This window comes from Vibrio sp. IB15 (genome assembly GCF_016406055.1).
GTDB lineage: Bacteria > Pseudomonadota > Gammaproteobacteria > Enterobacterales > Vibrionaceae > Vibrio > Vibrio chagasii.
Genome location: NZ_JAEFCE010000037.1, coordinates 12,766 through 30,087, shown reverse-complemented (window position 1 = coordinate 30,087; position 17,322 = coordinate 12,766). Strand labels below are relative to the sequence as shown.

Genomic DNA, 17,322 nt, shown 5'->3' with positions numbered 1-17,322 from the left:
CCGCTAGCACGTATGTAACCCAAGGCATGTTCCAAAGTAGCACTCTTAAAGAACTTTTAGACTCTTGAAGTATTAACTAATGTTGGTGCCTTGTATTGATTTCAACTGTCTACCTCGGGGGAAGGGAAGTTCAACGGAGTTTTAGCATTTAGCAATTAACTCTTGGTTTCTCTTGATAATCAAACTTGAAAAAAACCATAACGCCCATAATTCTTATTTCTTGTAAATTTTGTATATTTCATATTTTTGATCAATGAGGTATCTGGTTCTTTATTCTCAAAGACAATTATTTGCTTATCTAAATATGAATCACATAGGTCACTATAAAACGAGAAAATGACATCTTCAGATACCTCATCTTCAGGGCTTATTTCATCGCCTGCTTCCCTGTCAGCTTCTTTAAATGTTGTTATCGGAGAGTCCAATACTACAAATTGCGGATGACGTTCCGCCATGATTTCCATCAACCCAATGATATAAGCAGAACAGCTTAACGCACGGTAACCTTTACCAAAATCCATTCTTGGGCTGCCACCAATAACCAAGTCTCGTGTAGCTTTATCGTATGTAGTAGGTTTGTAGTCAGGAAAACCCCAACGGTTGAGGATGGTCTCGACTATTTTTGAGAATGCGATTTGGTCATCGGAATACTCAGGCTGAGAGTACTTAACATCTAAATCTTTATTTTTGAGTGTTAGCGATTGTATCTGATCAGTAATTCTAGATTTCTCGTTAATCTTATGTTCAACACTATATAGCTCCCTTTGATTTTCGATAATTTCTAAATGTGTTTTATTGAAATCGGAAATATCAAATTTTGAAATGCAATTTTTTGTTTTACTGTCGATACTCTCTATTTCAATATTCAACTCTTTTAGGTTTTCTTCGTTACTTATTATATTATCTTCGAGATCTAAAACTGCACTTTTTAGCTCTTCTATTTTAGAGTCGATTTTATTAATCTCAGCGAATGTACTATCTAACACTGACAGCATTTTCTCTGTGTCAATCTCTTTGTCTTCAGATATACTTTGCTCACATGTCGGACATGATATGTAACTATAGTTTTGAAATTGCGCTGTAGATTCACTAATTGCAATCAACCTATCTTTATCAGATGAATATTTTTTAGCTAAGAGTTCAAAACGAGATTTAAGGACCTTATCTTCCCTAATCTGGCTTGATACGAGGTCAATATCCTTTAAAACTTTTTCTCTTAATTCAATTAGTGTTTTGCTCGAAGTAAAATGACTTGTAACCATGTCATTTATTAGGGAGTACTTTTTTTCTAAGCTCACGAGTCCTTGTGATAACTCATCTTTTTGGCTTATCAAAACATCCGTTTCATACGAGTAAACAGAATCTACTATCCCTTGTAATTCATTAATTTTCGCACTGTTTTCTTTGAACTCTTTAATTTTTGGAATCAGTGTTTCTATTTCTTTATCATCTAAGTTTGTCAGTAACGTTCTCAAAAAAGAAGCTTCAAGTGTATTATCACCTTTGTCCCCACTACCAAGGGGAGAATGCTCACCAACTATCCTTGCTTCATCCATGATTAAAACTTGCTCTAAAACTCGCAAGCTCATAGATGATTTCGTTAATTTTTCTTTACCTTTGAGTAACAACTTGTCGTTAAGCTCAAACTTTTTTAACATATAGTTGGATAGATTGCTAAAACCCTTTGCATGTTGAATTTTTAATTCTTCTGTTGTGCTTATTCCTTCTTTGTCAATTTCTTCAATAATAACTTTTTTTCCATCTGTTAGATTACGAGTTATTATAGTTAAATGACCTTGATTTTCGAGTGTTAGCTTTACATCTGTATATCCCTTGGATTGTTTTATATTTTTAGGTTTATTCTTTGCACCTAAAGCATACTTTAAACACTGGATTACATATGACTTACCTGTATTGGAGGGTCCTACGATTACGTTAAGACCTTTCGAAAAATCTAAGAATGCAGTTGGTTTATCTACGCCCAATAGTTCAATTTTATTAATATTCATCGCTGCCCCTAACGAGGTTAATGTTTCTGTTATACTTAAGCTTCAATTCAACAAAATTATCTTCTATCCAAATTAAGTTCGACCAAGCCAATCTGTAATAGTCTGATTTTAAACAAGAAACAAACTCATGAGTTAGTTTGTTAGCTTGATATGTTATGCCATTGTTGTTGTATACTTTATCGATTAGTCCTCGACTAGTAAATAAGTCTAGTGATTTGTGTAGCGTTGCTCTTTTATGTGGAAGTTCAGCCAAGTAATTCGGAACAGTTGGATGTAAGTTATTCGGACCTTCAAATTCTTCCGAATATATAAGCACAAAGTCCAGAAACGCCAAACTATCTAGGTCTAAACTATTTCCTTCCAGACAATTTAATATCATTGCTATTCTAGTGCCTACTTCAATCGGCGTGTTATATATCATTGTGGCACTTTTCATCTTTTTACCCATCGAATCATTTGTTCGTTTACCAAGTGATGACACAATCCTTTTTTATCTTGAGTTTTTATATAGTGAACTAATGGATGAGACGTATAGCTAATATTAACGGCAGCCTCTGACGTCTTTAAGTATTTTTCGTAGCCATTATTATGAGTCTGCCTAAATGTTGGCGATATAGCTTCGTAACACTCTTCTTTAAGATCTTCAAATCCATCTGGTAACCAATCTCGCGAAAACTTGTCTAAAGCATCAGCCGAAAAATAGTTATTTCTGGCGCTCCTTAACTCTGAACTATGCTCAAAATCATCTGCCACATTTGATAGGTTAACTTGTTTACCAGATACATCAGAAAACGCGTTAAGTAATTCGTCTAAGTAAAGTCTTTCATGGGCTTCAACAGTCGCCGGAGCTCTAGGAGCTCTAGGTCTCTCTCTAGTTGTGTGCCCAAACCTAAAATCATAAAATCGTGTCTTGGAGTGCAACTGCAACAAAAGCATAGGGGGAATGTCATCAAAGATTTTAAAATTTGCTTTAATTACATAGTCCCTAAAATCACCCTCTAATGGCACTTCTTGTGTTTTTGTGATCTTTTTACTACAGGTTTTATCCCATCTTTCCAGTAATTCTTTCTTAATATTTTCCGGAGATCGCAACATTTTCATTAAGTCATTGCTGTTACCTTCTGGAGAAACAAAATAGAATTTCTTTGGCCACGAATAGTCACCTCGATGGCTATAAAAAAGAACTTTACCGATTTCTAGTATTGCGTCTGCAACGCTTAGTTTTCTTCCATAGTGCTTACACTGGAAGTTTTCCCATTCATCACCGCTATAAGCTATTACGTCACGACCTAAATCTCCTCCGCCACCACAACGAAGAACCTTGTCATATTCTGTTTTCCAGTGACTCACTAATTCTAAAGTGAAATCTTCCCAAGTTCCGTCATCCATAATTCTCATGCGATCGAGTGGTGAGACAGGGGTGCCGGTTTGAAAGTTTACTGCGGTCAACTGGAGATCGCTTAAATCAACATCCTTTATTTCAACTTCGTGGACTTCCACAACCAAACCTCATTTTAAAAATTTATCAGTTTAATTAGTAACTTATTTTTTAGTATACTATCACATAGTATACGGTTGCATATACTAATTAAAGGAGATAAAACTTAGTACCTCTGTTACTACCATACCAACCCAATGGATTCACTAACGTAAATGCACGTCTTGGTCACTTTGCGGTGGTTTGCACGACAAGTGTTATGAATAGAGGGTTTCATACGACCTTACACAGGTATAGCTTTGGGAAAGGGTGACATCTTAAATTAGGAGGCCTGATTAATTGTCAGCGAGATTTGGCTAGAAGTGACGCTAGCCATAGATTGGTAAGAGGTCAGCAGAAGGCACAGAATTTACAATTTAACTAAGGCATGAACCAAGGTTTTCGTTATATAGTAAACAGATTCTTGGGGTGGATGGACTTTCAATTAAAGAAAGAACCTCAATAAATACGTTAGTAATGACAGTAAAGTTGGAAACGGATCTGTTACTAGCGAAGAGAGGCAGGCCACATTAGCTTTGATATCAAATAGTTGATTGAAGCCAACGTAAGTTATTCTACTTCCATTTGTCGTGTTGGACTGACGCTTCGGTTTTATGAGAGGAAGTAAGTCGAGAGGCTCACTTCTCCTCAATTAGCCATCAAAAGTTTTACTCGCACCTTTCTCCACATGCATGATCCGCACGAATGAAATCCACTGCATGCCTTGATTCGAGTGATGTCTCATACAAAGCATTAACTTTATATTGTTTCTAGTACTACTGCGACTCGTCCGACAATTTTGATATCCTCTTCCGCCACTTCCATCGTAGTGTCACCGAATGCGACAGCTAGTTTTTTACCTGGTAACCGCTGGACGTGATTGATAGACAAATGCCCGTCGATATCTACTAAATACTTTCCAGAGACAGCGCTCTTGATATCTTGATTTACGAGGTACAGAGCCTCGTTTGTTTCTATTTCAACAACTGAAGAGTTATCTAAACCGTATTTGTTCATGCGTCGTAAAGCGTAAGGGACTTCACCAGTATCAATTAACCTTCCATCAGACAAACAGGCGCTTTTTAAAATCACAGTACCATGTTGCGGGTTCGAAGTATCTGATGTTAATAGAGGAGAAGTTTCTGATACGTTAATTTCATTCCTCACTCTGAAACTATTCGTTTGACGATCTGATTCTTTAAGGGCTAAATTTTCTAGGGGTATACCAAGAGAAATGCTCAAACGAACCATTAGCTCATGTGAAGTCCGTTCATGAGTATTCCAAGTGCTGAAAGTTGACTTAGGAACGCCCACGAGCTTAGATAATTCCATGAAGTCTTTGCAGCCAGTTAAGTCCTTGAGATTATGTGTAAAATCAGAACCTTTCAGGTAGTCGAATGGTGGGATGGTATCGCGTGACATCAAATAAATACCCTATTTATCCTAAAAATCGTCAAGTGGGCATTTACAAGTGCTCACGTGGCGATCTATTATTATCTCGTACTCAGGTTCACCCGCCGACCAAAGCAAAATGAACCTGTATGTGTTTGAACTAACGAGAAGGATAGCATTATGTCGACATTCAGCCCAGTCATACTCGCCCCATTCGTGACTTACGAAGAATACTCTCGTGTCTCTGGTTTACCCGTTGGCACCATCAAAGACTATGTTGCACAAGGAAAAATCGTTGTTAAGAAAAAAGATCGATCTAAGGGAAGAGCGTTTGTAAATATGGTTGCCATGCATGAGCTAGCAGCTCGTGAAGCTAAAGAGTTGCTTGGCTAAACCTGTGTTCTTCCTTCTGGACAACGGCTCAAATACTTCACCTTCTGACGTTTTATGTATTGATGACGTTGTCATTTGTCTATCCCTTTCTTACAGAGATTGTTAATTATGGATGAACATGTCGCTATGTGCGTATTACGTGAGCGCAAACAAAAGGCATTTGATGAAGTGTGTCATGCGTTTAGAGCTTCTGAGAATATGACGATCATTGCCAACGAAGTGGGTATGAGTCCAACCATGTTGCGCAATAAATTAAATCCAGAGCAACCTCACGTACTTAGCCCAGTAGAGCTTTTGTTGATCACCAAAGTAAGTGGTAACCACACTTTGATTAACAGTCTTTTACTTGACCTTGGCGTTGTGACAGTAGGGTTCAATAAGGAAGGAAATGAAGAGCAAACATTAGCGGCAAGAGCGCTCGCTAATTCTGTTTACTCAGGTGACTTGGCCCAACAGGCAATAGACCTCGGCGGCACAAGACGACTCACCCGAACTCATAAGCAGAAGCTGATTAAAACGGCACAAAACAGTATTTCAAACCTTGTCCATTTAATCACCGACCTTGAAAACCGCACTACGGGCGTAACCCCATTTTTAAGTATGGGTGTCGACTTTATCGCTAACGGTGCACCAATCCCCGGCTTAAGTTAGAGGAATTTTGTATGTCAGTTGCAACAGTAGAACCTTCAATCGTAGATGTACCACCATTAGAAAACCCATGCCCTGATTTACCTTGTTGGTCTTTGAATAAAGAGCAGAAGGAACGTGGCCTAACTTTTTTACAGCGTACTAGACAAGAACTTGGCGAACGCCAGTTAAAGCCGCTTCGCTCAAAGCGTGCAGAGTTACAAGCTCTGTATTCAAAGACTGATTGTCGCGCTGAACAAATGCGCCTTTCACGTGAAATCAACCGCATTGATGCCAGCGCGCAGCATGTACTCTCACGCTGGTCATAACGCAGTAATCCCAAACCAACCTAGCCACTAGGCATTTTGCCTGCAGCCCTTATCCCTCTTTGATTTAAAGGGGGAGGGTTTTTTACATCCAAAATTTGAGGAATTGATGATGGGTAGTATTGAAACACATTTATTTAACCAGTCACTTGAGCAAATCATTGAGCGCATGAACTCGAGCAATGAAGAGCAACAACACCGAGTTCTGATCCAACTTGACGCTATCGCAAAGAAGCAAGAGCCAATTGCGATTCATCGCCCACAAGAAGAGGTATTGGCTGACATTAAACAAGCGATGAAAGGCGACCGTGCTCGTGTGTTCTTTGGGTATTCATTTCCTAGCTGGTATCGCAATGGCTCGATCGAGCAAGTTTCACAGCTGCATCACTGGGCGAACTTAGATATGAGTAACCGCCACCTTTTCCTCGAAATGTTGAGCTTACGCGACCTCGGTCATTTTGATGATGAGGGGTTGTATCAGTTTGAGCAGTTTTGTTTAGAAGCCGTGGGGGAAAGAGCATGAGTTCAGTAGACAGAAAAGATAGTCATTACATTGCACCAGTGCCAAAAGAAGCCCTCATTCTTCTTGAGCACCTAATGGACCGTTTGGTTGAGGCGGCAGATTGTATGGAAGCGGGTATTGAAAGCACTCGTGCTGCAGGTTTAACAACGGCTGATTTAGAAAGACAAATTCAAGATTCTCGTTTTTTCTCTAATGAAGCAAAGAACTACTTAAAAGCAATGAAAGGGGATGAATGATGGAGTATTCAGCCGTTCTCTTATGCCCAAGTGGTGGCGTTGTCCGTCACGAAGACACACAAGAAGTCGCCAATGTTCAGGTTGGCGATTTTGATTCGATGGATGACGCGGTCAGCCAAGCCTGCCTAACACTTGAATGTTCACACTTACACAAAGGGGTGATCTCGAAAGGAGAGGGTAAGAGTGGGTTTTTGGTGGTGACTAACCAGGAGCTAACAGCGATATGAGCGAAGCACAAAAAATCGCGGCCGAAGCCCCTGATTACATAGAGACTTTATTAGTCGAAATGCTCGAAGGTGAGCATCCAGATAATGAAGTACTGCTAGGCACTTTGCTTTGTGTTGATGAGTCAATTCAAGTTCAGTTGAAGATCACTCGTAACCCCGCAGACTTTTTGGATGAAGGCTGATGGCATCATCCTATGCCTCTAAGAAAAATAAGCGCTCACCAAAGAAGGTTCAAACTTCTGGCGAGCGCTTAATTGCATGGTATCAGGATGTAGATACAAGCAGCATTGAGTTTAATGAGCAACAACAAGAGCGCTCTCGTGAAGCCTTCCTTGAGTGGGTAGGCGGTGATCAAGCGGTGACGCCAATCGCGAGTGATATGGTTTTGTCTACTCGTCCTGCACTCGAGCGTGAGCCTGAAAACCTTTCAGTTGTTGAACGTAAGCTATATGAAGTAAACCCTGCCGATGGAGAATGGCTATCTGAACACTTTTCTGACCTTCCACATTACCTCACTAAGTATTTCGCAAATCGCTATGTTTCGATATTTAAGAAGCAAGGGCGCTTTGCCGCGAACACTTTTATTCGTGAAAAAATGGTACCCGCACATAAACGCGTTCTGTTGGTGTTAGAACAATACAAACAACTTCCTACTACTTCTAAGGTTGCTTTGTTGAGTGATGCTGTCGACGATGAGAGCTGCCCTAAGCAAAAGAACTTTGAAGATTCGAATCAGCAAGCCACTTTCGACTTCGAGCAACTCGAAAAAAGCTGTAAGCCTGTACGATCCAAAATCATTGCTGAGCTGGTTGAAGATGAACTACGAGATATGGCATTTAGAATTGTGTCTATTTTGATTCGATACCAAACGATAATAACTCAATCAATTGAATGTGAAACCGAGAACGGTGAGAACATCGCCGCATTAATGGTTTACAAGCAGTGCGTTTCTTTGGTGCGAAGCTTTGGGTTCAAAACACCAAGCGAAGACAAGAAGATTACGCCTGAAAACATCATGTCGTTTATCTCTAAGTTGAGCTGTGAAAAGTGGTGGTTTAGACGTTTAAAGCGCATTCGTAAGATTATGCGTGAGCACTTAGCCATCGCGATGGGGCAAGTGTCGGCAAAAGCATCACCTTATGCTTCATGGGACTGCATTCAAGAGCATCAAGTTCAGCAAAAGAAGAGCTGGGATTTTATTCAAGGTCACTTACTTCAAGAAGAAACGACAGGCGAAGAAGTTGAAATGGAGGACATGGTCTTAAAGAGTATGTCGAACCCTGCTATTCGTCGTCATGAGTTAATGGTTCGTTGTCGTGGCTGTGAAGATATTGGCAACGAACTTGGCCTACAAGGTTTGTTCTTAACGCTGACAACACCATCGAAATATCATAATAGCTATAAGAAAGGCGGCTTCATTCCACATTGGAACGGAGCGAGCCCACGTGAAGCACAAACCTATTTGAATAAGGTTTGGCAGCGCATTCGTGCCAAATTAGGCCGTGATGAGATTCGTTGGTTTGGTATTCGCGTTGCTGAGCCACATCATGATGGTACTCCGCACTGGCATTTGCTCATCTGGGTTAAGCCTGAGCATGTGTCCAAGGTGCGTGACGTCTTTATCCGCTATGCGGTTGATGAAGACAAAGAAGAGCTTTACCCGTTCTTCGATCGCAACGAAAAGCGAGCAGTGAATAAGCAATCTATTCAAGGCCCATTCAATTATCAGCCTCGTTGTGACTTTGGGTACATCGACCCAGAAAAAGGCACAGCAACAGGCTACATCGCTAAGTATATTTCTAAAAATATTGATGGCTATGCTATGGGTGAAGAGGTCTCGAAAGAGACGGGGCAATCTGTGCAAGCTATGGCAAAAAACGTCAACGCCTGGAAGAGCCGTTGGGGTATTCGTCAATTTCAATTCTTTGGTGGGGCGCCGGTTACTACTTATCGTGAACTGCGCCGTCTAGCTAGCCAAAATAAGAAAGCCTTTATGGAATACGTTTTCAAGCAAGAACGTGAAGACCTGGCTTCTATTTACCTTATGTCTATGTACCGTTTAGTTGGTCCGTTTAAACCGGTCCATGTCATGACTAATGCAGAGTTAGTGTCTGTGATTGCTGATAACTATGAGGCGAGGGCTGATACTGACCAAGCGAATGTCGCAGGAACAATGAAAGCGGCCGACCATGGCAACTGGCAAGGCTACATCATGGGGCAGGGTGGCCCGTTCGTTAAGCGTGAGGATTTATTGATCACGAACTCTTATGAGGTGCTGCCATTTGCTTCCCCGCATGGCGAAGACGTTCGAAAGATTGAGGGTTTTATTGCTGCAGGTGAGGTGGTTAAGACTCGTCTTAAGACTTGGCAGATAGTAACAAAAACTGAAAAGAGCGATGAGGCTGAAGCGGGGGCTTTTGATCTTGCTCTTTCTGGAATCTCTGATTCCTCTCGGAGTTCTGTCAATAACTGTACGCAATCGCAGAAAGTACAGGTCAGCGATCAGCTTAAACGATTATTAGAACCTTACTCTCTAGGTGGTGGTTTACCGCCAAATATTGATAGTTCAGCCTTAATCGCGCTGCAACAAGGCAGCTCAATTCGAATTGATGATGAAACGAGTATAAGAATCCGCCCTGCGGAGCATTTGCCATGCGGAACGTTGCGTCCAGCCCAGCTTGTTGAAGAGCACCAACCCAAACCAGATTTGTCCTGGCTAACAGAAGTTAAGGTTAAACCGCCAGAACCTTTGACTGGAGAAGACAAAGACTACGAATACCAACAGCCAAATCTACCTGACATCACTGTAAGTAAACGTCCAAATAAATCGTGGAGTGAGTACCTAGAAATCATTGAGTCTGACGATTGGCCTTTAGTGTGAACGCTAGATTCATCATGTTGTATTGGGGTAGGAAAATTGGTGAGGAAGCCATTAAAAATGCGGCTTTATGAAGGCTCTAACCAAACCAAATTATCAAATACGTGAATCAATAACTAAAAACACATGTTTACCACTGTATGTATATACAGTAATATTCTGAGTGTCATTGCTAGGAGAGTAGATATGCCTTACAAGAAAATGCTGTTTCAGCGCTCGCTTGACGTCATTATTGACGGTATTTCCATGAGTGAAGCCCGTGCTGATAGTGCGCAAGTTGGTGTGTACTTAATGGGGCTTTTGATCGCCGACAATAAAGGCGAGTTAGACGCAGATAAAATAAAGGCCATCCAATCGATAATTAGGATGGCCGCAGAGGCAGAGACACCGAAGTTTTCGTTATAGCATTGAAAGCTGATTTTGAAGCTCTTGCCGCTGCTCTGGCGGTAGGGCTTTGACTAGGTTAAAAGCTATCTGAGAAGTCGTCTTAGCAGACGGACTAAGAGTGCGGCTAAAGCTTAGATTCATTACAAATGTGTGGCCGCATTCGGGGTCACTACAACTGCAGTACAAATCACTATAACTCGCTGAAATTCGGTTGGATTTTTGTATGCGGGCTTTCTCACCACACTCCTGGCAAATTACTCTCATATGACACCATGAACCTATCGAAATGATAAGCTCATGGTACTAAATTATGGTGAGGATTTATACAGTTCTACCATTTTTGAGGGTGCAAAGTGTGTCTATTCCAAATTTTCGACTTTTATTGAATATAAGTTATGTGCACTTTTGTGAAGTGTGTAAGTGTTCATATTTGCCGCAGACATACAAATGGGAATGAAAATAAGATATATTCACATTCGTTAAAATTATAATGAGAATCATTTTCTTTATGAATGGAAGGTGGCTTTCTGTTAAATAACTTTTAGCACTTACAAGAAAGAGTGTGCCATTAACCTTGATTACTTCCTAACTTGATTTGCTTTAACAAAGTTGACCTACCCCTATAACGTTGAGAAATTTAACACCCGTAATTTGGGGCTCATGGTTACACCAACTATATAATAGCGAACGGCGGGGTAGTTAGTATCTACTAGGTTTGCACCTTTAGTCTCACTTTCAACAGGACTTATAATGAAAATCAGTAGTAAATCAGTCTTAATTTTAGGGCTGTTATCTTCAGCAGTAGTTGCAAATGAATATCACTCACCAGTAGAAAATGTCGAAGTTTATAAAACCGAGCTATCGACGTTATCAATCCATAATCTTTCGCATGAAAAAATTGAGATTGACCTTTATGGTGAAACTGTCAATTTACCCCCTGTATCTGGTGTTCAGTTTGAGTGTTTAGGTTACAGCAACCTTGAGCTTCAAATTAAGAACAATGACCACGAATTCTTTGAGATACCTTGCTCATCTCGTGTAGTGTTCACTGAATCATTTTACAACCAATATACGCAAGGAGAATAATATGAGAAGTCTATTTATTTTAACGGCTATCTTTTCTTTGTCTGCATGTGGTAGTAATGATGATGGTTCATCTAAATCTACTTATTCATCGTGTAAAATAACGAGCTCTTCTGCCCTACTAGCTAGTGATCGTGATCATGACCTAAAACAATGTTGGAATGCAGGTGGTAACGGTTATGAAAGCAGAGGTGATGCTGTACAGTGGTGTACAAGGCAAGTGAATAGTTATATTGCTAATCGATATATTGTCGGCCATACCGTTGAATTTTCAGCTGAGTCAACTTACTGTAAGTAAAAACGACATAAAAAAGGATGGTAGAAAAGCTACTGTCGAATCTAGTTTGTCCTGGTTTTCCAAAAGATACTTTCGATCTAGTTTGACGTTCTATCGTTGAGCTAAATAACTAGTGAGTGTGCTTTGTACCTTATAGCCACCGATTACGGTGGCTTTTTTACGCCTGTCACTAAGCTCGACCTAAAGCTCACCTAACCCACGGAAAATGCACTCCTCCTCCCCACCTGCGACGTTTTTGATCTAATTTTTTCGCAATTCTATTTCAGCGAAATTCTGCGACCGTAATAGAAAGCTAATAAGCCGCGAGCCCTTTAGGAATAACGGGGGATGGGGGATAATTGAAGGGCTGAGAATGGCTTACAGGGCGCCTAACAAAATTGCGAAGAGTGCAAAAAATTGCAATAAATTGAAATTTTGACGATCAGTGTTGATCTGTTTTGTGTTTTTAAGTGATTGAAATGTATTGATTTCTGTATTTTAGGTCAAGTTTTTGATGATCATTTGTGTTTTTTCGATGATCAGTTTCGTATCGCCTCTGCCCTTGTGAGACAAGGGCTGAGCGTGAATTGCAACGAAAAACAAAATTGCAAAAAATGTCACTGTGTCTACGTGGCAATGTTGTCCAGGTTAAAGGTTAAATGCAGACTTTCCGGCACTTCCGGATCACCATTAACGGCATCCATGAACATCTCACAAGCCGGAATGACTTCATTCTTGCAGTAGACGTAATCGAATTTAATGGGATCACCACGGGTCCCACCATTTGGAATGATGGCGGCCAGTTCTACAGGGAAGCGGTGACCTGTTATCACTTCTTGAGCAGTGACGTTCTTAATTTTTTCGTATTCATCTTTGGTGGCGATATCGCCAACGGGTATGAGCTGTATGCCTCGCTCATTGCCGTTCGGGATATTGATAAACATCGAGCGGAAGTTACCCACGCCACGGCTAGAAGCCATCTTTTCTTTTAGGTCGTCTTCATCTTCTTTGCTCAGATTTGGGTCGGTGGCGTAGAAGATAAAACCCATGTGCAAACCGTTCTTATAGTACCGGCGGCGAAAGGTGGTGGAGTCCTGGCTAAGTAGTGCGGATTGGACACACCCCAGATAATCGGGCCCACCGTAAACCTGCTGGACGGGGTCGTATTGCTTGATGAAAATGATGTCTTCTTTCTTGTAACTCTTCTGTTTGTCGCCACGCTCTAAGAAAGCAAAATTACCATTCTTACGTTTTCGTAAATACATAGTGGGGATTGGCCAAAGGCCTACGACTTTTCCTAAATAGTTACGCAGCTTAAGCAGGGCAGTGTCACCAAACTCTAAGAAGTCATGCACGGCCGATTGCATTTGTTGCTTCTGCATTCCACCTTGGATGTAACGACCTGAAATCATATTACGGCGAGCCATTAAGATAGAGCCGTGATAGGCGTTGGCTCGCGTGAGTTTGTTTAAGCCCATTCTATCAAGTGGCGGCTCCCAATAGTCGCCATCGTCGTTGTAATACAGCTCGCTGTAATCGTAGTTGGTAAAATCACGATTCATGATCTCAGGCTCACCAAAGCTAAACATCAAGCTTTCATCATTTGTGATTGTTTCTGTTTTCTGTTCAGTCATAGAGTTACATCTGCCAAGTTGATTTGCGTTTTTCTGAGTGGTCGAGCGGCTCATTAATGCAAGCGTGTGAAATAGCCCAAAATGCATCGGCGTGGCCAGTTAACTCGCTGCGTTCGGCTTTGAAGGTCATGTTGTTACCGCTGTTGGTGGTCGCTCGCTTAATGGCCATGAAGGCCATAGCAATGTCTTTGTGCTCAGCATCAAATTGAATGCGATTGGCTTCGACCACATCAATCATCTTCATCACCAATCGGTTTTTACTTTCGTTGCTGTATTGAATGGCCACGGTTTCTCGCGGGTGTTTTTTGCTGAGCAAGTCATAGACACCCGCACCAATGCCTGTGGTATCGATGCCCAAATAGCTGACGTTGTAACGCTCAAACACTTTTGAGACTTGCTGAGCCTGGTACTGAAAGTTCAACCCGCGCCAATAGTGCTTTTCCAAGACTCGGAACTTTTCAATGGCCACAATAGGCGGGGCCACCACAACTAAACAGGCGTTGTCTCGGGTTCGGCTTGGATCGTAACCTAACCACACCTCACGCCGGTTGAAGGGATCGTTGTCATTGGGCTTGAAGTCTTGCCACCGGCTAATGTCGACCATGGCTTTCTCAAGTGCTGAGAACTTAAAGACCGAGCTGGCGCCATCGACGAAGATACACATAAACAGATTATCGAAATCGTCTTTGCTGTATTCGTCGCGCAGTTCATCGATATCAAATAGTTCACAACCGCCAGCAGCGGCATCCTCAATCGTGACCACGTAACGCCATTGCTTGTCTGGGCAGAGTCTTCCACCGTCTCGATAGTCGTCAAAGGTCGGAAACTCAATATTGGCGCGGGTGTCTCGACCTTGGCGCCATTGGTCACCCGTCCAAAAGGTGTAAGCCTGGTGGGTTTTAGCCGAAGGGGTGGAGAAGTAGGTTTTGCGCCAGTTCTTGTGGGTCGCCATGGCGGACGCGAGTTTGTTGAGTTCATCGAACTTAGGGATCCAAAAGTATTCATCCACATAAACGTGGCCATGATAACTTTGCGCGGTTTTGGAGTTGGTCGAGAGAAAGCGTAGCTCTGCGCCATTAGAGAGAATGATCGGGTTGCCGGTCAATTCGATGCCTAAGAACGCTTGAGCAACCGCGATGATGTAACTTCTGAATACTTCGGCCTGGGCGCGAGACGCCGACAAAAATATCTGGTTATCGCCGGTCAAAATCGCATCTTCTAACGCTTCACCACTGAAATAGTAGGTCGCGCCAATCTGGCGTGATTTAAGAATGTTGCGTGTACGCTGGTGCAGGTTGTTACGCATCGTGTGCTGATATTCAAAGAGCGATTCATGCCAGGTCGCGAAGTTCTCTTTGGTCAGCTCAGCGATGTTGTTTTTCTTTTTACTCTTCTTTTTCTGCTTGTCGTCGTTCTTAGTCGAACGCGCCTTTTTCCCTTGAGTGTTCTTTGCAGGTTGCGTTTCATTCGTGGCGCGTTTCTCAGCCACGGGCTGAGTTTGAGCGTGGTGTTTTTTGAGTTGAACATGGTGCTTGATGAGCCTATCAAGCATATCGAGTTGGCTTTTAGAAGGGTTCTCCAGTTCGAGTAAGGTTTCAATTCTGCGCGCGATGGACTCATCTATTGTTTGCTCGCGCAGCATGTCACGCCATCCGTATTTGTCAGCCCAGTGATAAAGAATTCGGGTGCTGTTCAAACCTAATTCGGAAGCGATTTCTTTGGGTGTCCAAGCCTTTAAATACAGGGCTCGGGCTGCATGTCGTGTTTCGGATGTATATGCCATGAGCCCATCATAAGCCCTGTTCACGCCTTAAATTGCATAGCAAAGTTCGGAGGATTTCCGTTATCGCTCCTATCCGAATTGGTCGGAATCGAAGTGGCTGAAACCACCGATTCAAAGGCGTATTGTGAAAACTCAAAACACGAACTGACCAATGAAAATTAGGTACGCACTCAAATGGCAAAAATCAGTGATTGGAAAATTGTAGCAACCGAAGGGCCAACGGTAGATGGTCGTAAGATCACCCGCGAATGGCTCACGCAGATTGCCGAGAACTATGCCCTGAGTGAATACACCGCGTTGATTTGGCCAGAGCATAAACGCTTTGCCGGTTACGGCAGTAACTGGGGCAGAGTGCTTGAAGTTAAAGCTGAAGAAGTGGATGGCAAAATGCGCTTGTTTGCCAAGCTTGAACCTAACCAATACTTACTTGAAGCCAATAAGCTTGGGCAGAAGCTGTTTACCTCCATTGAACCCAATCCAGATTATAAAGGGCAAGGAAAGTGCTACCTAACGGGGTTAGCCGTGACCGATTCCCCGGCATCGTCTGGTGTGTCATTACTTCAGTTTTCACGACAAGACGGTAAAACCACAGAGCTCAGTTGTAGCCAACTGGAAGCCATCAATTTGGATGAGTGCTATTCCAAAACCGATCGCTTTTTTGCTCTGTGTAATGCCTTTTTCAATTCTGGTGACGAACAGCCAGAGCCACAACCGGAACCTGAACCAGAGGAAGAAGAAGTGACCGAAGAACAACTCAAAGCTGCCCTGAAAGAGCAGTTCGGCATCATGAAAGGTGAGTTAAAGGATGAACTCAAGCAAGAGTTTAACCTGCAAACGCAAACGCCTAATGAACCTGAAGCTGTCCCTGAAGGCGAAGTTCAAACGTTCTCTTTAGAGCAGTTTTCCAGTGTATTGGAGAAGCAGCTCGCGCCCGTCACCGAGCAAGTAAAGAGCCTAGAAACCCAGTTCGCCGAGCTTAAGCAAGAAGTCCCAGGGCAAAAGCCTGGTGAAGAAGGCCATGGCGGCGATGATGCTAATCAATTCAATGCTAAGGACATGTATTAATGTTAAATGCCATTTCTACTCAATGTATTCAAGAGTTCTGTGACGTGACGGTTCAAGCGGCTGGTGCGGCAGCAGGCTCTAAGATGTTCAGCATCACGCCGGTGATGGAAACCAAGCTGCGTGACGCGATGAAACATTCCCATGCCTTTCTTGGCATGATCCACAGTGGTTTGGTCGAACAAATCAAAGGTCAGGTCATTGATGTGGGTTTAGATGGTCTTGCCACCGGTCGTGCTGACGGCCGTTTCAGTGTGGATGTCGATCAAGAAGGCAATACTTACGAGCTCGTAAAAACCGATTCAGGTTGCCATATCCCTTGGGAGCTGATGACCCAATGGATTAATTCTGGCAGTAAGGGCCAGTGGCTTAATTTGATGAAAAGCGCCATCGCTAAACGTTTTGCGTTAGATATGCTGCGTATCGGTTTTAATGGTACGAGTATTGCGACAGTGACCGATCCGGTGAATAACCCTCTAGGCCAAGACGTCAACAAAGGTTGGTTGGCCATCGTCAAAGAGAAAAAAGCGGTACAAGTACTTCCGGCTGCAAAACTGGATGCGACGGGCAAAACAGACGGCTCGTATAAAAATCTGGATTCACTGGTTCAAGATTTGATTAACACCACCATAGCAGAGCAACATCGCCAAGATGATGATTTGGTCGTGATTATTGGCTCTAACCTGGTGGCGGCTGAGCAGCATCGTTTGTTGGAGTCGGCAGACACGCCTACCGAGCACAAAGCCGCTCAATCTCTTGCTAAGACGATTGCGGGCAAGAAGGCTTATACACCCCCGTTTTTCCCTGCGAACGCAATTTGGGTCAGCAACCTAAAAAATCTGCAAATCTTGACGCAAACAGGCACGCAGTGGCGTAAGCAAGAGAACAACACGGATCGACTTCGCTTCGAATCTAACCATATTCGTATGGAAGGTTATGCCGTCGGCAACTACCACAAGTTTGCCGCGATTGAAGATGTGACCGTTGTTGAACCTGCGAAGGGGTAAT

Annotated in this window: 20 protein-coding genes; 13 read left to right on the top strand and 7 right to left on the bottom strand. The window is 42.5% G+C overall.

The genetic code is table 11. The annotated features are described in order from the left end of the window. Positions 1–179 precede the first annotated feature (179 nt). The 4 genes from JC606_RS14450 to JC606_RS14435 form a co-directional block, all read right to left on the bottom strand. Positions 180–2,009 carry an AAA family ATPase gene (locus JC606_RS14450; RefSeq protein WP_198778829.1) on the bottom strand — a complete coding sequence of 610 codons (1,830 nt, stop codon included), beginning with the start codon at positions 2,007–2,009 and terminating at the stop codon, positions 180–182. Next, positions 1,999–2,445, bottom strand: a complete 447-nt coding sequence (locus tag JC606_RS14445) for an ABC-three component system middle component 2 (RefSeq protein WP_198778828.1) — start codon at positions 2,443–2,445, stop codon at positions 1,999–2,001. Before JC606_RS14445 ends, JC606_RS14450 begins: the two co-directional genes overlap by 11 nt. Next, positions 2,442–3,509 carry an ABC-three component system protein gene (locus JC606_RS14440; protein ID WP_198778827.1) on the bottom strand — a complete coding sequence of 356 codons (1,068 nt, stop codon included), beginning with the start codon at positions 3,507–3,509 and terminating at the stop codon, positions 2,442–2,444. Before JC606_RS14440 ends, JC606_RS14445 begins: the two co-directional genes overlap by 4 nt. Before the next feature lie 736 nt (positions 3,510–4,245). Then, complete coding sequence (locus JC606_RS14435; RefSeq protein ID WP_198778826.1) at positions 4,246–4,908, bottom strand: phage repressor protein CI; 663 nt, start codon at positions 4,906–4,908, stop codon at positions 4,246–4,248. 150 nt (positions 4,909–5,058) lie between these two features. Here JC606_RS14435 and JC606_RS14430 point away from each other — a divergent pair, with 150 nt between their 5' ends. From JC606_RS14430 to JC606_RS14390, 9 genes are all read left to right on the top strand, one after another. After that, a complete protein-coding gene (locus JC606_RS14430; RefSeq protein ID WP_198778825.1) occupies positions 5,059–5,271 on the top strand; it encodes a hypothetical protein in 213 nt (70 codons plus the stop codon). Between the two features lie 108 nt (positions 5,272–5,379). Next, positions 5,380–5,922, top strand: coding sequence for a phage regulatory CII family protein (locus JC606_RS14425; RefSeq protein ID WP_198778824.1), 543 nt, complete (start codon positions 5,380–5,382; stop codon positions 5,920–5,922). 11 nt (positions 5,923–5,933) lie between these two features. Next, complete coding sequence (locus tag JC606_RS14420; protein ID WP_198778823.1) at positions 5,934–6,227, top strand: hypothetical protein; 294 nt, start codon at positions 5,934–5,936, stop codon at positions 6,225–6,227. A 109-nt stretch (positions 6,228–6,336) separates the two neighbouring features. Beyond that, positions 6,337–6,747, top strand: coding sequence for a hypothetical protein (locus JC606_RS14415; protein WP_198778822.1), 411 nt, complete (start codon positions 6,337–6,339; stop codon positions 6,745–6,747). Beyond that, complete coding sequence (locus JC606_RS14410) at positions 6,744–6,983, top strand: hypothetical protein (RefSeq protein ID WP_198778821.1); 240 nt, start codon at positions 6,744–6,746, stop codon at positions 6,981–6,983. Before JC606_RS14415 ends, JC606_RS14410 begins: the two co-directional genes overlap by 4 nt. Beyond that, a complete protein-coding gene (locus JC606_RS14405; RefSeq protein WP_198778843.1) occupies positions 6,983–7,210 on the top strand; it encodes a hypothetical protein in 228 nt (75 codons plus the stop codon). The genes JC606_RS14410 and JC606_RS14405 overlap by 1 nt, the downstream gene beginning before the upstream one ends. Continuing rightward, entirely contained in the window at positions 7,207–7,392 is a 186-nt protein-coding gene (locus JC606_RS14400; protein ID WP_198778820.1) for a hypothetical protein, read from the top strand. Before JC606_RS14405 ends, JC606_RS14400 begins: the two co-directional genes overlap by 4 nt. Then, a complete protein-coding gene (locus tag JC606_RS14395) occupies positions 7,392–10,091 on the top strand; it encodes a replication endonuclease (protein WP_198778819.1) in 2,700 nt (899 codons plus the stop codon). Before JC606_RS14400 ends, JC606_RS14395 begins: the two co-directional genes overlap by 1 nt. A gap of 183 nt (positions 10,092–10,274) precedes the next feature. Further along, positions 10,275–10,493 carry a hypothetical protein gene (locus JC606_RS14390; protein WP_063523336.1) on the top strand — a complete coding sequence of 73 codons (219 nt, stop codon included), beginning with the start codon at positions 10,275–10,277 and terminating at the stop codon, positions 10,491–10,493. On the opposite strand, the gene JC606_RS14385 is transcribed toward JC606_RS14390, so the two are convergent. Next, positions 10,488–10,739, bottom strand: coding sequence for an ogr/Delta-like zinc finger family protein (locus JC606_RS14385; protein ID WP_017633068.1), 252 nt, complete (start codon positions 10,737–10,739; stop codon positions 10,488–10,490). The two genes, JC606_RS14390 and JC606_RS14385, sit on opposite strands and share 6 nt — an antisense overlap. 486 nt (positions 10,740–11,225) lie before the next feature. Here JC606_RS14385 and JC606_RS14380 point away from each other — a divergent pair, with 486 nt between their 5' ends. Both JC606_RS14380 and JC606_RS14375 read left to right on the top strand, forming a co-directional pair. Continuing rightward, positions 11,226–11,561 (top strand): hypothetical protein, encoded by a 336-nt coding sequence (locus JC606_RS14380; RefSeq protein WP_198778818.1) that lies wholly within the window; start codon positions 11,226–11,228, stop codon positions 11,559–11,561. Between the two features lies 1 nt (position 11,562). Next, positions 11,563–11,856 (top strand): hypothetical protein, encoded by a 294-nt coding sequence (locus JC606_RS14375; RefSeq protein ID WP_198778817.1) that lies wholly within the window; start codon positions 11,563–11,565, stop codon positions 11,854–11,856. Between the two features lie 605 nt (positions 11,857–12,461). Here the strand turns inward: JC606_RS14375 and JC606_RS14370 are convergent. Next, positions 12,462–13,469, bottom strand: coding sequence for a phage portal protein (locus JC606_RS14370; RefSeq protein ID WP_198778842.1), 1,008 nt, complete (start codon positions 13,467–13,469; stop codon positions 12,462–12,464). A gap of 4 nt (positions 13,470–13,473) precedes the next feature. Continuing rightward, on the bottom strand, positions 13,474–15,252 hold the full coding sequence (locus tag JC606_RS14365; protein ID WP_198778816.1) for a terminase large subunit domain-containing protein: 1,779 nt from the start codon (positions 15,250–15,252) through the stop codon (positions 13,474–13,476). Between the two features lie 174 nt (positions 15,253–15,426). Here JC606_RS14365 and JC606_RS14360 point away from each other — a divergent pair, with 174 nt between their 5' ends. Together JC606_RS14360 and JC606_RS14355 are read left to right on the top strand one after the other, a co-directional pair. Further along, positions 15,427–16,317, top strand: a complete 891-nt coding sequence (locus JC606_RS14360) for a GPO family capsid scaffolding protein (RefSeq protein ID WP_198778815.1) — start codon at positions 15,427–15,429, stop codon at positions 16,315–16,317. Beyond that, positions 16,317–17,321 carry a phage major capsid protein, P2 family gene (locus JC606_RS14355; protein WP_198778814.1) on the top strand — a complete coding sequence of 335 codons (1,005 nt, stop codon included), beginning with the start codon at positions 16,317–16,319 and terminating at the stop codon, positions 17,319–17,321. The genes JC606_RS14360 and JC606_RS14355 overlap by 1 nt, the downstream gene beginning before the upstream one ends. Position 17,322: the final 1 nt, after the last annotated feature.

Coding starts and splice junctions, on each gene's coding strand:
- JC606_RS14450 (WP_198778829.1), bottom strand. CDS start 2,009: ATGAATATTAATAAAATTGAACTATTGGGCGTAGATAAACCAACTGCA.
- JC606_RS14430 (WP_198778825.1), top strand. CDS start 5,059: ATGTCGACATTCAGCCCAGTCATACTCGCCCCATTCGTGACTTACGAA.
- JC606_RS14435 (WP_198778826.1), bottom strand. CDS start 4,908: ATGTCACGCGATACCATCCCACCATTCGACTACCTGAAAGGTTCTGAT.
- JC606_RS14390 (WP_063523336.1), top strand. CDS start 10,275: ATGCCTTACAAGAAAATGCTGTTTCAGCGCTCGCTTGACGTCATTATT.
- JC606_RS14375 (WP_198778817.1), top strand. CDS start 11,563: ATGAGAAGTCTATTTATTTTAACGGCTATCTTTTCTTTGTCTGCATGT.
- JC606_RS14425 (WP_198778824.1), top strand. CDS start 5,380: ATGGATGAACATGTCGCTATGTGCGTATTACGTGAGCGCAAACAAAAG.
- JC606_RS14410 (WP_198778821.1), top strand. CDS start 6,744: ATGAGTTCAGTAGACAGAAAAGATAGTCATTACATTGCACCAGTGCCA.
- JC606_RS14395 (WP_198778819.1), top strand. CDS start 7,392: ATGGCATCATCCTATGCCTCTAAGAAAAATAAGCGCTCACCAAAGAAG.
- JC606_RS14400 (WP_198778820.1), top strand. CDS start 7,207: ATGAGCGAAGCACAAAAAATCGCGGCCGAAGCCCCTGATTACATAGAG.
- JC606_RS14360 (WP_198778815.1), top strand. CDS start 15,427: ATGGCAAAAATCAGTGATTGGAAAATTGTAGCAACCGAAGGGCCAACG.
- JC606_RS14355 (WP_198778814.1), top strand. CDS start 16,317: ATGTTAAATGCCATTTCTACTCAATGTATTCAAGAGTTCTGTGACGTG.
- JC606_RS14420 (WP_198778823.1), top strand. CDS start 5,934: ATGTCAGTTGCAACAGTAGAACCTTCAATCGTAGATGTACCACCATTA.
- JC606_RS14380 (WP_198778818.1), top strand. CDS start 11,226: ATGAAAATCAGTAGTAAATCAGTCTTAATTTTAGGGCTGTTATCTTCA.
- JC606_RS14405 (WP_198778843.1), top strand. CDS start 6,983: ATGGAGTATTCAGCCGTTCTCTTATGCCCAAGTGGTGGCGTTGTCCGT.
- JC606_RS14385 (WP_017633068.1), bottom strand. CDS start 10,739: ATGAGAGTAATTTGCCAGGAGTGTGGTGAGAAAGCCCGCATACAAAAA.
- JC606_RS14370 (WP_198778842.1), bottom strand. CDS start 13,469: ATGACTGAACAGAAAACAGAAACAATCACAAATGATGAAAGCTTGATG.
- JC606_RS14445 (WP_198778828.1), bottom strand. CDS start 2,445: ATGAAAAGTGCCACAATGATATATAACACGCCGATTGAAGTAGGCACT.
- JC606_RS14365 (WP_198778816.1), bottom strand. CDS start 15,252: ATGGCATATACATCCGAAACACGACATGCAGCCCGAGCCCTGTATTTA.
- JC606_RS14415 (WP_198778822.1), top strand. CDS start 6,337: ATGGGTAGTATTGAAACACATTTATTTAACCAGTCACTTGAGCAAATC.